General features: G+C 49.4%; 18 protein-coding genes and 1 CRISPR repeat array (1 of these 19 only partly in view). Of the genes, 5 read left to right on the forward strand and 13 right to left on the reverse strand.

The features are described from left to right. Positions 1–245: a CRISPR direct-repeat array (repeat unit 35 nt; unit sequence GTTTCCATTCGATTCATTTTCCCCGAAGGGAAAAG); it begins 296 nt to the left of the window's first position. A gap of 882 nt (positions 246–1,127) precedes the next feature. The 8 genes from H6G50_RS20935 to H6G50_RS20970 all read right to left on the reverse strand — a co-directional run bounded on the left by H6G50_RS20935 (position 1,128) and on the right by H6G50_RS20970 (position 8,135). After that, positions 1,128–1,346: a hypothetical protein gene (locus tag H6G50_RS20935; RefSeq protein ID WP_190720866.1), complete on the reverse strand. Its 219-nt coding sequence runs from the start codon at positions 1,344–1,346 to the stop codon at positions 1,128–1,130. A 129-nt stretch (positions 1,347–1,475) separates the two neighbouring features. Continuing rightward, entirely contained in the window at positions 1,476–1,796 is a 321-nt protein-coding gene (locus tag H6G50_RS20940; protein ID WP_190720870.1) for a helix-turn-helix domain-containing protein, read from the reverse strand. After that, positions 1,789–2,331, reverse strand: a complete 543-nt coding sequence (locus H6G50_RS20945; protein ID WP_190720873.1) for a hypothetical protein — start codon at positions 2,329–2,331, stop codon at positions 1,789–1,791. The genes H6G50_RS20940 and H6G50_RS20945 overlap by 8 nt, the downstream gene beginning before the upstream one ends. A gap of 577 nt (positions 2,332–2,908) precedes the next feature. After that, positions 2,909–3,190: a CRISPR-associated endonuclease Cas2 gene (cas2, locus tag H6G50_RS20950; protein ID WP_190720884.1), complete on the reverse strand. Its 282-nt coding sequence runs from the start codon at positions 3,188–3,190 to the stop codon at positions 2,909–2,911. Positions 3,191–3,289: 99 nt separating this feature from the next. Further along, positions 3,290–5,305, reverse strand: coding sequence for a CRISPR-associated endonuclease Cas1 (gene cas1 / locus H6G50_RS20955; RefSeq protein WP_190720887.1), 2,016 nt, complete (start codon positions 5,303–5,305; stop codon positions 3,290–3,292). Positions 5,306–5,906: 601 nt separating this feature from the next. Then, positions 5,907–6,194 carry an HNH endonuclease gene (locus tag H6G50_RS20960; protein WP_190720890.1) on the reverse strand — a complete coding sequence of 96 codons (288 nt, stop codon included), beginning with the start codon at positions 6,192–6,194 and terminating at the stop codon, positions 5,907–5,909. Between the two features lie 149 nt (positions 6,195–6,343). Then, on the reverse strand, positions 6,344–7,732 hold the full coding sequence (locus H6G50_RS20965) for a relaxase/mobilization nuclease domain-containing protein (protein WP_190720892.1): 1,389 nt from the start codon (positions 7,730–7,732) through the stop codon (positions 6,344–6,346). Next, on the reverse strand, positions 7,716–8,135 hold the full coding sequence (locus H6G50_RS20970) for a hypothetical protein (RefSeq protein ID WP_190720894.1): 420 nt from the start codon (positions 8,133–8,135) through the stop codon (positions 7,716–7,718). The genes H6G50_RS20965 and H6G50_RS20970 overlap by 17 nt, the downstream gene beginning before the upstream one ends. Before the next feature lie 588 nt (positions 8,136–8,723). On the opposite strand from H6G50_RS20970, the gene H6G50_RS20975 reads away from it, so the two are divergent. Further along, on the forward strand, positions 8,724–9,212 hold the full coding sequence (locus H6G50_RS20975; protein WP_206756587.1) for a hypothetical protein: 489 nt from the start codon (positions 8,724–8,726) through the stop codon (positions 9,210–9,212). A 101-nt stretch (positions 9,213–9,313) separates the two neighbouring features. Here the strand turns inward: H6G50_RS20975 and H6G50_RS20980 are convergent, their stop codons facing one another. Then, positions 9,314–9,649: a hypothetical protein gene (locus tag H6G50_RS20980; RefSeq protein WP_190720897.1), complete on the reverse strand. Its 336-nt coding sequence runs from the start codon at positions 9,647–9,649 to the stop codon at positions 9,314–9,316. 320 nt (positions 9,650–9,969) lie between these two features. On the opposite strand from H6G50_RS20980, the gene H6G50_RS20985 reads away from it, so the two are divergent. Together H6G50_RS20985 and H6G50_RS20990 are read left to right on the forward strand one after the other, a co-directional pair. Beyond that, the gene (locus tag H6G50_RS20985; protein ID WP_190720899.1) at positions 9,970–10,221 is read left to right on the forward strand and encodes a hypothetical protein; all 252 of its coding nucleotides are present in this window, start codon (positions 9,970–9,972) and stop codon (positions 10,219–10,221) included. A gap of 36 nt (positions 10,222–10,257) precedes the next feature. After that, positions 10,258–10,434, forward strand: a complete 177-nt coding sequence (locus tag H6G50_RS20990; RefSeq protein WP_190720901.1) for a hypothetical protein — start codon at positions 10,258–10,260, stop codon at positions 10,432–10,434. Between the two features lie 74 nt (positions 10,435–10,508). On the opposite strand, the gene H6G50_RS20995 is transcribed toward H6G50_RS20990, so the two are convergent. From H6G50_RS20995 to H6G50_RS21015, 4 genes are all read right to left on the reverse strand, one after another. Next, the gene (locus H6G50_RS20995) at positions 10,509–11,165 is read right to left on the reverse strand and encodes a pentapeptide repeat-containing protein (protein ID WP_190720903.1); all 657 of its coding nucleotides are present in this window, start codon (positions 11,163–11,165) and stop codon (positions 10,509–10,511) included. A 741-nt stretch (positions 11,166–11,906) separates the two neighbouring features. Beyond that, a complete protein-coding gene (locus tag H6G50_RS21005) occupies positions 11,907–12,128 on the reverse strand; it encodes a hypothetical protein (RefSeq protein WP_242032928.1) in 222 nt (73 codons plus the stop codon). Between the two features lie 63 nt (positions 12,129–12,191). Beyond that, entirely contained in the window at positions 12,192–12,518 is a 327-nt protein-coding gene (locus H6G50_RS21010; protein ID WP_347239976.1) for a hypothetical protein, read from the reverse strand. A gap of 90 nt (positions 12,519–12,608) precedes the next feature. Next, entirely contained in the window at positions 12,609–12,749 is a 141-nt protein-coding gene (locus tag H6G50_RS21015) for a hypothetical protein (protein ID WP_190720910.1), read from the reverse strand. A 44-nt stretch (positions 12,750–12,793) separates the two neighbouring features. On the opposite strand from H6G50_RS21015, the gene H6G50_RS21020 reads away from it, so the two are divergent. Next, complete coding sequence (locus H6G50_RS21020) at positions 12,794–13,117, forward strand: hypothetical protein (RefSeq protein ID WP_190720912.1); 324 nt, start codon at positions 12,794–12,796, stop codon at positions 13,115–13,117. Then, complete coding sequence (locus H6G50_RS21025; protein WP_190720914.1) at positions 13,101–13,541, forward strand: hypothetical protein; 441 nt, start codon at positions 13,101–13,103, stop codon at positions 13,539–13,541. The genes H6G50_RS21020 and H6G50_RS21025 overlap by 17 nt, the downstream gene beginning before the upstream one ends. The last annotated feature ends 11 nt before the right edge of the window (positions 13,542–13,552 follow it).

The raw sequence follows: 13,552 nt of genomic DNA on the forward strand, positions 1-13,552 counted from the left end.
TCGATTCATTTTCCCCGAAGGGAAAAGATTGGACATGGATGCAACCATGTATGGCACAAACCGGTTTCCATTCGATTCATTTTCCCCGAAGGGAAAAGCAATGTTTGCGGGCCATCTCAGACCATAAAGCCGTCTACGGGTTTCCATTCGATTCATTTTCCCCGAAGGGAAAAGAGTCCCCTAGTCTTAGAGGGGAGGTATACAGTAGTGGTTTCCATTCGATTCATTTTCCCCGAAGGGAAAAGGCTACCCTTCTAGAGGGCTTGTCCTGACTGCATTATACACCCCTCGATCTGAGGCTCGGCAAAAAAGGGGTAAATAATCGCCACAGATTCTCAATAAGCAGCAAAGTGACCCCCTCCAAACCCAGACCCAGAGCGGTATCCGAGGCAAACCACGAAAGAATGCGGGTTTCAGCGATCTCGAACTTGCCTCAGCAAATTGAGTAAATGGAAGAAATAAAGAGTAAAACAAGATTAAAAACGATTTATAAATCTGGAGCATTAAATTTAAGCGAATTCAGGCTTTTGGCTTTTTTGACGATGTAGGGAGACGCGCTGACACGGGGATGGGATGAAGAGGAAAGTGCGAGTCTTAAAGTGCCTAACTCCTAACTCACGCCTAAAGTGAATTAGAAGCCAGAAAGATCGCTATTACTGTTCTTTCTCCCCTCGCATTTTCCCCTTTAGTAAGCTACGGTGTACACACAACTCATTAGTTGAGTAGTACAGCGGTGCGATCCCCCTAAATCCCCCTTAATAAGGGGGACTTTGAATCCGGTTCCCCCCTTTTTTAAGGGGGGCTAGGGGGGATCTTCAACCGTCATGCTAGATTTGATCGCTTATGTGTACACCGTAGCTTTAGTAAGGGGGGTTAGGGGGGATCGGGAGAGGGGCTGCGGGTGAGGGAAATCAAGACTTTTGGATAATGCACATCAGACGTAACTCATAACCCATAACTCATCATTCATAACCCCAAAAAATGCTGCCAACAAATCACTTGTTAGCAGCCAAAAAGCTAAACCATCCCGAACGGGCATTCAGCCGGTTAATCGGAATTCGTTGAACCCGCGAATTCTGAAATTAAGATGTTTCCATTCAATTCACTTTCCGACCAGCGGAAAGAAGTTACAGATCCGCTTTGCCGTTGCCATCGAGAGAGAGCGAACGCGAAGCAGATGGAGGTTCAAAAACAACAGTTAACGTTGCATTAGGAATTAATCGTTGAAGAACGTCTAAATGAGCGATCGCATCATTCCGACGGCGAAACCTTGCGACAATGATGTGCCGTAAATTGGGCAAAAAACGCACGATACACCAGGGATGCAACCGCTCGATATAGCTCATTGTTCTTCTCCAATTACTAGGTTTTCCTTGCTGCCGTAATACCGTTGTTAACTGTTACAGTAGGGCAAAGGAAGCCAGCAAAAAAGGTCAGATTGACCTTGTACGAGAACGCGGCACTTCGGCAACTCATCATTCCGAACTCAGTTCTGGCTTAGGAACGTCGAAACAGGGAATCTGCCAAAGCGATTCGGGAATTTCTTCAAAATGTTCGAGCAAAAAGTCCATTAACGCTAAATGGCGTAGGTCGTTGCTGGTGGGGCGGCGGTAGTAACGTCCTCGACGAAACCAACCGCGCGTAGTTGAAAGCGAGCGCGAGCAAATTTCTGCCATTTGTTCGTAGGTCACTCCCCATTTGCGATAAAACTTTTGAGGAGTCATACCCAACTCGCACTGACTGTAGAGGGCAATTAAACGGAGTTCGCGATCGTCCAGAGAACGAGGATTACTCATCGTCATAACGCTCCAAATCGTTCTCCCAAGCCGTATCGACAACGCACCACCGTGCAGACGGCGAATCTGGGTCGAGCAGAAGCAGGTAGCACCACATCCAGCGACAACGTTCGGGGGCATAGCCGTAAAATCGTCCGATAACGATTCCCCAGTCGTTTAAGCCTGTCTCTTCATCCTCTAAAGGAATCCAACGCAGGACTTCGCCGAATCGATAACGCGAGGGTTGCGCTTCGAGAAAGAAAGCAGGGGAGTCAGCAGGCAAAGGAACGGCATTACTCATTGCGAGGATACCGGATAGTTCTTCGGCGCGACCCATTTGGACGGCATACAAATACGCAGTCAGCCAATCGCAGTTTAGATTGGCGGCAAAATGCTTAATCAGCAAAGCCGTTAAGCTGAATAGCTGTTGAAAATCGCATTCCTTTGCTGTCGTCCGAGCTAACTTTTGCATCAAGGCGATCGCGCCAAAATCTTCAAGCGCTTTGAGATATCCCGGCGGTTCGGTTTGGAGAATTTTTCGCTGGTAGTCAAACATTTGGAGTTATGAGTTATGAATGATGAGTTATGAGTGATGAGTTATGAGTGAATGGCACTGACTTAAGAAAGAATAAATTGCGAAAAGATCGAGTTTCGTAGTAGACCGGCAAGCTTAAAACAGTGGGTAGCGAAATTCGTAGAATCTCTGCTACGTCTTGATTTCAGCAATCTCTTTGCCCCTCGAATTAAGAGTTTCGTAGGGTGGGCAACGCCCACCAGCCTTAAGTCAGTGCTATTGAATGATGAGCGATCGAATCGAGCGAAATCTATGGTTGTCAACGCACCATTTAATGTCATTCAATGCGAACTTAGAGCGATGGTAACAATAACCAAATAATTCGTAATTCGTAATTCGTAATTCGTAATTCTAAGTTACAATTCTCTAATTATAATTAGAAAAAAGTCGATAATTCCCAGTAACAATATTCAATTCCTCAACGACCGTCATGGGGTAATAATTACGAACTACGAATTATTAATTACGAATTATGTTGACTTGAGAGGCGAGAACAATTTGAAACTTCGCATTGGGGACGAAAATTTCAATTTTCTCAAGAGATAGAGTCCAAGGGAATTCAGACAATGAAGGCTGCATCCGCGATCGCAAACTCCGGTAGAACGCCCAGAATTTTGACATCGCGCCGACAGCGTTCTGAAAGCGGATAGAAGCGGAGTTGGTCTTGCTTGAGATCGAGCAATTTGGACAGTTTTTGGGCTAACTTCGAGTATTGCTGCTCGTCTGCGATGACCTCAAACACCGATTTTTGTATCCGCAGTCCATAAGCTTCGAGTAACTTCGCCACCTTCGTGCGACGGCTGTCATTTGTAATGTCGTAACAAATGAGATAGAGGGTCATAATGTGACGCGGGAATAAAGTGACAAACCGGAGGTCGTAGGGTGGAGGAAAGATGGAACCCAACTCGATAAATTTCTCCTTCCTCCCCGCGTCTTTTCGCTACGCTTCCCAAAACATGGGTCGATAGCCGTCGGTATCCCCCATCACGCAGGAAACATACTCGCGCACCTGTAACTCCAAGCAGCGACGCAAGCTAACTTTGTAGCCGGTATAGGGATGGGTCATTTCCTCGAGTAATTTTTCTTCCCAATGCTTGAGAAATTTCTTGAGAGCATCAACGTGCAGATATACGCCACCGCGCTCGTCAGCCGGTGTAAAGTCCTCTGGCGTAAAGATTTTTCGGTTAACCAGATAAGCAACCAAAGAATCAACCGCTCGAGCGCGAAATTCTTCCACCAAGTCCGACACTAAGGCAGGATGATTGTCTCGGGGAACGTGCAGGTTCCCAAAGTGAGTATGCAAGCCGATCGCTTCGACGAACGAATGAACATTTTGGCTTAAGAGGGTGTAGCCTAGGCTCAGTAGGCTGTTAATCGGGTCGGTGGGAGGACGCTTCGTGCGGCGCTCGAAGCTAAACGTTTCCTCAAAAAAAGATCCCAGCCCTTGGAAGTAAACGGTTGCAGCTTTCCCCTCGTAACCGCGCAACGCATCCATCGATTCAGCTAGGGGGAGGTCGTTCATTAACTGGGCAATATTCTCTATGGCTTGCTTGGCTTTTTCGCTGCGGCGGCGGCGATTCAAACGCATCAATAAGACGCGCGAGTTATGCAGCTTTGCCCGCACGATCGCTTCAGCTTGCGCTCGGCAAAACTCTGGCTCTTCAGCACGTCGGACTTGTTGAGCTAAGTAGTTAACTTTAGCTTGCCCTTCCGTTTCCAAGCGCCCGAAATAGCGTCCCCGTTGGGAGAGATACATCACGGGAATGCGGCGGGAGAGGGCGAGGCGTACCGCACCGTGGGAGACATTGCAGCAGCCAAATAGAACGACGTGACTGACGCGGTTAACGGGGATTTGACAGCGCAGTTCGCCCCCTTGAAAGACGCGAAATTGGGAGTTCTGCGCTTTGAGATAGGAACCTTGTTCGGTGATGTAAAGGGTAGTCATGGATTCGATGAAGAAATGATGGGGGTTGGATGCAACCGCAGGGGTTGTTTTGGAGACGGTTGAAAGCGTGCAGGTTTTGGGGGGTTGGGAGAGAAAGGAATGGATGCAAATCGCTCGCGGGCGGGCGGGTGTCCCCGAAGGAGTGAGGGGCAGATTTCCGGCGTTAGGAAGAACCGGCGGCGGTGCAAAAACCTGTCCTTGTTGGAATTGGTAGCCGAGAAAACTGAACTCGCGCTCCGGTGATACAATTTGCGTTTTCTGGGGTTGGAGCTTGAGATAAATATTCGCCAACCAAGTTTCGATTTGGTCGAGGGTGCGTTCGGCAGCCGCGAGACTGTTACAGGCAATGGCAAAGTCATCGCCGTAACGAACGAGGTTGATGTCGTGCCGCAAACAGGCGCGATCGAATTCGTTTAGGTACAGATTGGCAAGCGCGCCGGAGAGAACGGCTCCTTGCAGCACGCCTTGTTTGGGATTAAGGCGACGACCTTTGACGACAATCCCCGATTCAAGTTGTTGTTTGACCAGTTGGACGACAACTGAATCGAGGTGCAGGCGTTCTACTGCGGCCAGCAGTAGCGCCCAGCAGAGATTGTCGAAGAAGTTTTCGATGTCCGATTTGATAATCCAAGTCGGTTGGTACTGGTAGTAGAAGTGCAGGTGTTTGACAGCCGTTTGAATCCCGCGACCGGGGCGATAAGCATAGCTACAGTCAGCAAATTCTTCTTCGAGGGGCAGGTAAAGCTCTTCGAGGAGATACCGTTGGACGACGCGATCGCGCACTGTTGGAATTCCCAACAAGCGCTTGCCACCGTTATGTTTTTGCAAGTAAAATCCCCGCGCCGGACTGGGTTTGTAGCTTTCGCGCTCTAGCTGGGACTGGAGAATTAAGAGTTGTTCTTCTTTAACTCCAGAAAACAAGTCAACTGTAATACCGTCAATTCCCGCACTGCGACTTCCCCGACGTACCAGTTCCCAAGCGTACTTGAGGTCGGCAACAGTAAATCGCATCAGTTATTTAGGGTTATGGATTGTGGGTTTTAGGGTTTAAGTTTTAGCGGTTAATGCTCGCCCCATCCCGTGTCTCTTTCTACAAATTGCCTCCAAATGCTGTGTTGTGATTTCAATCTTTGCAAGGAGGTATTTGAGTCCGTACTTGAGTTGAAAAAAAGAACCTGATTTCGTAGCTGAGTTCATGCCCGAGCTTGCCCCTCCTATTTCCCGTGGCGTGAAGAGGCAATTTTGGTAAAAGATCGTTTCCGAGGCTCCATATCCTCTTTAAGCCGTTGCGATCCGCGAACCGAACGATCTCTGCACAACTTGTAAAATCCTCAATTATTTCTACGCGCGAAAACGTCAGATGGTGTAGGGGCGCGATCCTCTTCCATTGAATAACGTGGCATAATCTGTTGAATGGCGATCGGACTCTTGCTTCTATAACTCTTATTCTGTAGGATTTTGAGCTTATTTGGAGTCTTGGAGGGTAGCACCAATGTACGCCGTCAGAATTGAGGAACGCGTATTACTCTGGGTTTGTACGGGGGAAAATATCGCAACGCCGCTCTCGGCGCGCGATTTCTCGGGCGCGAATTTTGGGCATTGATGAAGGATTTTAGAATGGCAGTTGAAGTTGTCCGATGGAAATATTGGATTGCCCGCGATTGTGGTAGCTCAAATGACAGCCCGTACACAAAGCGACTAGATTATCGGGGCGATTGTCTTCGGGTATGCGATTGTAATGGTGAACGTTGAGAGTGCGTTGAAACCGTTCCGATTTGGAGAGGGTGGAGGTGTCTTCCCCCGGTCGAAGACATTGCATCCCGCATTTTTGGCATTTCCAGTTGGCAAGATGTTTGAGGCTCAAAGCGATTTCTTCCCAATCGTCGGTGTAACGTGACATGGCGGGACTTTAAAGAGCATCGATTCAAGTTAATGTATCGCATAATTTTGGCGATCGCACTGAGAGGATTAGTGGTGAATTATTAGATTATGCCGTCAGTTTGGAGCTACTTATAGGGTCATCCAAAACCGTTTCAATGGGTCGCGCGGCTATTCCAGTTCCATCTGTTTCTTCTTTTTCCGTTTCGGCGGCTTTGGCTGTTGCGGGGGTGGAGGGGTTTTGGCAATGTATGCCTCGTATTCTGGGGTATTGGGGGGTAGTGGGTATTTCTGGGTGTCGGAGGTACGCGTGCCGGGTGGCACGGGTGCAGCAGTAATTTCTGCTGCAATTTCGGGTTGTTCCTTTTCGGGTTGTCCGCCCGTAATCTTAGAGGTTGTAGGTCTGCGATTCTCTTCGGGCTTGGGTTTCGGCATCTTAGACTTGCTCGCCAGCGACGGGTTATCGGCTGCGCTCGGGTAAGGCTCCGAAGAGCGGTGCGCTGGTTCGTCTGTTGCCGCTGCTGCTGCTGCGGTTGTTGTTGTTGCAGGGTTTGCAGCGGTTTCGGAGGTTGTAGACTTTGTAGATTTTGCCGCTGCCGTCGGGGTTGCATCAGTTTCGGGTGTTGTCGTCGTTTCGGAGGTTGCAGCGGCTTTTTCGTATTCAGCGATTGCAGCGATACTGCGTTGAAGTGCTTCTTCGAGAACGGGGCGATCCGCGAAGCGGATCCCTTCGGGCGCGCGTAGAGGGGAAAATCTTACCCCGCGTTCGGAGAGGAGTTTGCGGAAGCTGCTGCCTTTGAGCTTGTAACCGGGAATTTTTACGCCCTCGTAGGTGTAGCTGAAACCGAGGGGCAGGGTTCGCCCTTTCACCAGTTTCGGGTAAACTTCAACGCCTTGTTCCTGGAGTCGGTGGATGAAGTCGCTAAAGGTGGGTTTATCGGCGCTGGCGGTGGCGATCGCTTCTTGAATGTATTGGCTGGCGATAACTTTAGGGGGTTCGTCTCGCAGCCCTTCTTCGTATTCCCGCGTCTCTTTCTTATACCGCTGCACTTGTCCGTGGGTGGGACGGCGCATTGAAACTTCCCAACTCGATTGCAATTGAACGAGATTGTATTGGGCTTCTAGCTTCCGGGCGATTTCCTGAACGCGGTAGGTTTCATAGCTATCTGAGGTTCGTTGTCCGTGGAAGGTAATGCTGTTAACGACGATGTGGATGTGGTCGTGGTCGTGTACCCAATCGTGTCCGGGGTCGTCCCGGTGATGGTCGATGATGACGTACTGGTTGCTGGTGTAGCCCATTCCTTTCACGATGTCGTGAGCGATCGCTCGTTTGGTTCGATCGTCTATTTCGCCGTCCTCGGGGGCGAAGGCGACGGCTATATGTTTGACGGGTTTCTTGACTTGGGTTCGTCTTTGGGCGAAGGCGTTGAACTTGGCACTCAGTTCTGATGCTGTTTTTTCGGTGACGTTCCCTCCGATTACGCGAGGTTGTTTGGTGGATTTGAGCAGGTAATCAAAGGTTTTTTTAAAGCTGCTGCTGCTGTTAATCTTGCAAATCATCGGCTTTGGTTTTAGATTTGGGGGCGATTGCCAAGTCAACTTTTTCTTGGGTTCGATCGATGAGATGAAGCGCCTCTAAGAGTTTACGGGCCGCACTTTCCTGTTGGGCTGGGTCTGAATCTAGATCGTCGTTTGCTAGCGTTAGGAGTTCTTTCAGGTTCGCTAGGAGTTCGCAGACTGTCGCCGTTATAGGCGATATGGGTTTGGGTAGGTGTTTGCCTAAGCTTCGTTGTCTGACGTAGGCGGAGAGAGTCAGTCCTCTGACGCTGGCGGCGGCGGTAATGACTTCTATCTCGCTTTTACGGTAGCGGATGGTGAGGTATTCGGTTATATTTTCTCTGGGTTTGGGGGTTTTGCGGGTTTTTCTTTTCGGGGTTTGGGTCGAGTTAGCGCGCGATCGCATTTTTAAATTTTCCCTCTTGTTCTGTATAAACTGCTAAGGTTGCTTTAACCGGGATGATAAGATGGTTTTCAGGCTTTTTCAACTCATAAAAATCGCAATTTTTGTGGGATTATATCACCACTGGACTCCGGCCGTGTAACGGCGTAAATCCGGGGTTCTTCGGCTGCCATCGTTGCGGGTGCGTTGGTCAGCATTTTGTTGAGTCATTGCTGAGCAATTGCTGAGTCATTGTTGAGTCATTGCTGAGTCATTGCTGAGCAATTGCTGAGTAATTGTGTGATGTTGGGGGTTGGGGGTTGTGTTTTTAGAGTGGGTCTGCCAAAATGCTGAGTAATAGCTGAGCATTAGCTGAGCATTAGCTGAGTAATAGCTGAGTAATAGCTGAGTAATAGCTGAGTAATTGCTGAGTAATTGCTGAAAAAATGCGAATAGGAATTGCTTGAGCGGATAGTAGTCGGTTATGAGTAGAGGTAAGGAATGTAGAGAATGAGTGGGTGAAATGTGGAGGAACAACGTTATAAGAGATAGGGATTTAACGAACCCATTAAATGAGGATGTATTAAAGTGGTGGAACCGGCAGTAGGCAAGATGCGATTTGATTATCGATTTAAGAAAGGTAGCGATTTGGAGACGTTGGTGAATTACCTTAGCGCTCTGGACGATCTGTTGATTAAGGACGCGATAATGCAGTCGGCCCGTTCTTATTGGATGCCGCTGGCTCTTAAGCAGGCGGGAGTAACAGAGACGGAGTTGGTGGTTGCAGGAAACAATGCTGTAATCGATCTAATTCGGCAGGCGAAGGAGATTTGCTTGACGCTGGGAATAGATTCAAGCCAGTTTGCTGGGTTATTGGGGGGAAGTCCCGCGCCGATGCCGACTTATTGGGGTGCAATGCCGGGGGGGGCAGTTTCTCAGGTTGTTCCGCCGTCGCCGAATGGGGAGGCATCATATAATGCTCCGCTGACGACAAACCCGCCCGATTCAGAGACTAAAAAGGATTCGGGGAGTTTAGAAAGGTGGAGTTATAAGGGTTTGGGGCTGGAGAACTGGCCGGTAAATCCGGTGGAGGAAGAGTAGGGTAAACGTTGTTGAAAAATTGGAGAAGGATTGATGCCCAAGAAGAAGAAGCCGGATTTAGCGATCGCGGTCGATTTTGGCGGTTCGGGAACGAAGGTGTTTTACGCACTGCCGAGTAGCGGTAAGGTAGGTTCGTTCTTGATGCAGCCGGAGGTACCGGAGGTTCCTAAAAGCGCGATCTCGAATTTTGAGACGCGCAAGGTATTCAGTCCGATCGCGCCCGGAAAAAAGAAAATCACCGATGTCGTCGCTCGTCTGTCATTGCGCGATCGCCTTGATTTGGTGCATGGAAGCTCGCGTTGTGTACCGATACTGTCAAGCCATTCAACAACGAGATCGCCCGCGATCTCGTTGCCGGTCTTTTGATACTTTTCCCAACGGCGCTCGTTCTCTTCAACAATCCAACCGCAATATTCTCTCTCTTCAAAAAGCAGCACCCTCCGCTGACAACAACTCTTCAACCGGCTTCCCGCGCTGTAACTCCTGCCATTGCGCCTCAATCGGCTGATATTGGCAATAGGCTACCACAATGCGTAAATCAGTATCGAAACTGGAAAAACGTTTTCAGTGTTGGGATCGTTGCGTTTAGATACCACAGTCTTTGTTATCGATTCTTACCTCATTATTTCATACACTTCGATGGTCTTCGCGCTTCGCCACCCGATGCAGTAGAGTAATGGGACGAGCCGAGTTGAGTTGCGATGTATCGTTCAAACCGTTCGGATTCGAGTTTTGAAGCATCATCGGAGTGTTGAGCGTGACCGATCCCATCGACCATGACGCGATTTTTAAGGAGCTACTCTCAACCTTTTTCCTGGATTTTCTCGAACTGTTTGTGCCAAGCGTGCTGGAATATGCCGAACCGAGGGAGTTGAGCTTCGAGCCAACCGAGACGGTGCGAGAGGTCTTCAGTCCGATCGCGCCCGGAAAAAAGAAAATCGCCGATGTCGTCGCTCGTCTGTCGTTCCGCGATCGCCAAGCCTGTTTTTTAGTCCACCTCGAATCCTAATCGAGCGCCTACAGCGAAGAAGACTTTCGCTGGCGGATGTTTCACTATTTTGCGCGGCTGCACGAAAAATACCGCCTGCCCGTCTATCCCATTGCCCTGTTTACCTTTGACGAACCTTTTCAAGAACAAGAGAATCGGTATGTCATGAGTTTTCCAGATCGCGAAGTCTTAGCCTTTAACTTTGTGGGCATTCAACTTGTTTTAACGAGGTAAGCAAAAAGCAGCCCTTAAATTGGTAGATGCCCCGGCTCGGCGGGGCTAACGATCTGACAGGAGAAGGCAGGTTGCTATGGTTTTTCGACCGGAGCAGACGCAGCCGAGGGACTGATTTGAGCGGGTAACAGCGGCGCAGAACTGTTAGGCTGTCGCGCGACAAAGACGGCGAACAAACCGCTGCTACCCAGAACCGCCACGGCAATTGGCACGACGACAAACTGCACCCACCATTTCACGTCTGGGGAATGGACAGAATGGTTAAAAGTCGCACCACGATTTTTCAGGTCGAGTTTGGCCTCGTCGCTGAGTCCGCTGCTGCCGTTGAAGTTTGCGCCTTGGACGTTGGCGTTGCTGAAGTTGGCATCGCGGAGTTCGGCACGGTTGAAGTCGGCACGACGCAAATCTGCACCTGTGAGGTCTGCACCTGTGAGGTTGGCTCGACCGAGATCGGCTCCATTTAACTTGGCACCAGGCAGTTGAGCGCCGCACAACTTAGCCTCGGTTAAGTTTGCCCCGCAGAGTTGAACGTCTTGCAAGTTTGCACCTTTAAGTTGGGCGTGGTTCAAGTCGCTCCCGTTGAACAACATTCCTGCGAGGTCACGGTGGTTAAAGTCGCGGTTGCTTAAGTCTTGACCGCTGAAGTTTTGAGGAGGTTTTCCTGCTTCAGATAAGAGGGTAAACGACTCTGGATCGCCACTAGGGGCGACCGAATTGGGCTGAGAAATCATGGGTTTTGACTCCTATTACTCGTTTTTGATGACTTGGAACGAAGGAATACGAGTAGCAGTTACCTAGGAGTTCTGCGACAAACTAACTAGGATTCCGCCGTATCTCGTTAAAGCCTTTTGGTTCCAGGTCTAGGAAATTATAATCCATACCCAATATTATTGGTTCATTATTTTGACGAGGCATTTGAAATAACGTTATTTTTTTTGAACTTTAATGTTAAGAAAAATAAAGTAATGGCTTTTCTAGTGTTCAAGCACATAGTAAGAAGCTGTCCACAATCACAGTATGGACAGCTTCTTTATGTCTGGAGCGCCTCACAGAGCCTTTTTCTGTAAGTTGTGAGGCGGAATCCTAGTTAGTTTGTCGCAGTTATCAATTTACACATTTAGCCAGACAAATTCCGTAAAGTTTTGTAAATTTTCTCTCATAAAAATGTCACCTCTCTCTCGTCTAACTTGTAATCGCACGTGCGATCGCACATTTCCAACAACTCATTTTCCGACAGAGCGAGAGAACGCGGTCAGGCTTGCTCGTTGCCGTCATCTTCCTATGGTTAGCTGCTGCTAGTAGAAGGGGTTTTGCTGTCCCGCTCTTGGTCGATCTTCTCCAGCCACAAGGCAATGGCTCGTTCTAAGGCTTGACTTCGATCAGTTTCCTGCATTGTGCAACTCGCCTTGAATTTGAGTGCCAACTTCTTTGGCACATATCCACTAACTTGGGCGTACTGGGGATCGTCGCGTTTAGCTACCACGGTCTTCTTTAGAGATTGTTACTTCATTATTTGTAGATGGCTGCTCCCGCTCCGTAATCGCTTTTTTAATCAACCGCGCCACGATATAGGAAACAGAGCGATCTTCTCCTTTGGCCCATTCCTCAAGCTTTTGTTTAACCTCAGATTCGATGTAAGTGGTGACAACTTCTAATTTGGTCGGCATTTCCTGCCCTTGAACATCAGCGTTCATACCCAGTTTATCTCCATAACTGTTCGGGAGTTCGCGCTAAACTCTCCGCTTGATCGCATTGAGTTACGTTTTCTCGGAGAACAGGCGATCGCACATTTCCAACAACTCTTTTTCCGACAGGTCAAGAGAACGAGCAAGGGCGGCCATGTCTTTAATGGAGGGTATCTTTCCTCGAACTAACGCCTTAAGGAATTCAGCCGCAGTTGAATTGTCGTTTTGAGTTTTAGGAATTTCCCCAGCCGCTTTCGCTGTTTCGATGGCTTTTTCAATAACGTGATTGGCTAGGTTAGCCACTGGTCTTCCCTGGCTGTCTGCCCAGGCTTCTAAGTCCTTATAGACTGAATCGGCCAAAGTCAGGTTTACTCTCTTGCTCACATTACCTGCGTACACGGGGTATCAACTCAATCCTACAGGTTTATAGCGGTCAAGGGTGTAAAAGTAACTCCGAGTAACTTAATTGCTCTGCCCGTGCTATATTAGTTACTGCAAGTAACTTTTCTGGATGCAACCATCGGCAAAAGAAGCCCGAACCATCCGAAACTGCTGCGTTACAGCCCGAAACAATCCCCCCGAAAGGCGGGATTTTTCTAAACCCCCAACCGTTCGGGAGTACGCGCCCACCGCGCCATCCCTCCAACGTTCGACTCTTCAACCCCTGAAGACCGATGGACATCCTCATCGACAGCCAACACGGGCAGCTATTCCCCCGGCACGTCGCCCAAAAAATCCTGAAAGTGCATCATCGCGGCACTTGGCGCACTCACCTGCGCGCCATCGGCCTCAACCCCGACAGCAACCCGCAACTGTCCTGGGGCGACATCAAAAACCTGCTCGCCCTGCAACTGTTTCTGCGAGCCAGATACGGCGTGCATTCCATCCATCAGTTCTCCTGCATCTTCCGCGAAGGACTGATGGAAGCCGCCCTAACCCGATTCAAAATCGACCTAGACACCGAATTTCGGAGACTCCAACATGACTACTACCAATAGCGACAGACTCAACGAAATCCTCAACGAACCCCCCGCCCCCAACGGCAGCAAACCCAAAAAGAAGACGAGCGACCCCGCGCCATCGCACGGCGCAAGGGAACGCGCGAGCAACAAATCCACCAAAGCTCGCGGACAAAGCGCCGGAGAAGCCCAAATCGGACAACTCGCCCAACGCAACCGCCAAGTCGCCGACAAAATCACCCAACTCAACGCCAAACAAACCGCCGCCTTCATCGTTCAAGACTACGTTGACGGCACATTCATGCAAAAAACCCTCGACGAACTCGACCTCATGCTCGAAGGCTTCCAGAGCGCCTTTGAAGACGGACTGCTGACCTTGGAGGCCGGTGAAGAACCCGACCCTTTGGAATTGCCTTCTGCCTGTTCCTCTTTGCCGGAAAGCGAGACAGCAGCCCTTTACTGAAGAGATTCTTG

Origin of the sequence: Oscillatoria sp. FACHB-1406 (assembly GCF_014698145.1) — a bacterium.
Taxonomy (GTDB): domain Bacteria; phylum Cyanobacteriota; class Cyanobacteriia; order Cyanobacteriales; family Spirulinaceae; genus FACHB-1406.

What these genes read in the sequence shown, in the direction of transcription:
- H6G50_RS20935 (WP_190720866.1), bottom strand. Translation starts at nt 1,346, where the DNA reads ATGAGCTATATCGAGCGGTTGCATCCCTGGTGTATCGTGCGTTTTTTG.
- H6G50_RS20940 (WP_190720870.1), bottom strand. Translation starts at nt 1,796, where the DNA reads ATGAGTAATCCTCGTTCTCTGGACGATCGCGAACTCCGTTTAATTGCC.
- H6G50_RS20945 (WP_190720873.1), bottom strand. Translation starts at nt 2,331, where the DNA reads ATGTTTGACTACCAGCGAAAAATTCTCCAAACCGAACCGCCGGGATAT.
- cas2 (WP_190720884.1), bottom strand. Translation starts at nt 3,190, where the DNA reads ATGACCCTCTATCTCATTTGTTACGACATTACAAATGACAGCCGTCGC.
- cas1 (WP_190720887.1), bottom strand. Translation starts at nt 5,305, where the DNA reads ATGCGATTTACTGTTGCCGACCTCAAGTACGCTTGGGAACTGGTACGT.
- H6G50_RS20960 (WP_190720890.1), bottom strand. Translation starts at nt 6,194, where the DNA reads ATGTCACGTTACACCGACGATTGGGAAGAAATCGCTTTGAGCCTCAAA.
- H6G50_RS20965 (WP_190720892.1), bottom strand. Translation starts at nt 7,732, where the DNA reads ATGATTTGCAAGATTAACAGCAGCAGCAGCTTTAAAAAAACCTTTGAT.
- H6G50_RS20970 (WP_190720894.1), bottom strand. Translation starts at nt 8,135, where the DNA reads ATGCGATCGCGCGCTAACTCGACCCAAACCCCGAAAAGAAAAACCCGC.
- H6G50_RS20975 (WP_206756587.1), top strand. Translation starts at nt 8,724, where the DNA reads ATGCGATTTGATTATCGATTTAAGAAAGGTAGCGATTTGGAGACGTTG.
- H6G50_RS20990 (WP_190720901.1), top strand. Translation starts at nt 10,258, where the DNA reads ATGTTTCACTATTTTGCGCGGCTGCACGAAAAATACCGCCTGCCCGTC.
- H6G50_RS20995 (WP_190720903.1), bottom strand. Translation starts at nt 11,165, where the DNA reads ATGATTTCTCAGCCCAATTCGGTCGCCCCTAGTGGCGATCCAGAGTCG.
- H6G50_RS21005 (WP_242032928.1), bottom strand. Translation starts at nt 12,128, where the DNA reads ATGAACGCTGATGTTCAAGGGCAGGAAATGCCGACCAAATTAGAAGTT.
- H6G50_RS21020 (WP_190720912.1), top strand. Translation starts at nt 12,794, where the DNA reads ATGGACATCCTCATCGACAGCCAACACGGGCAGCTATTCCCCCGGCAC.
- H6G50_RS21025 (WP_190720914.1), top strand. Translation starts at nt 13,101, where the DNA reads ATGACTACTACCAATAGCGACAGACTCAACGAAATCCTCAACGAACCC.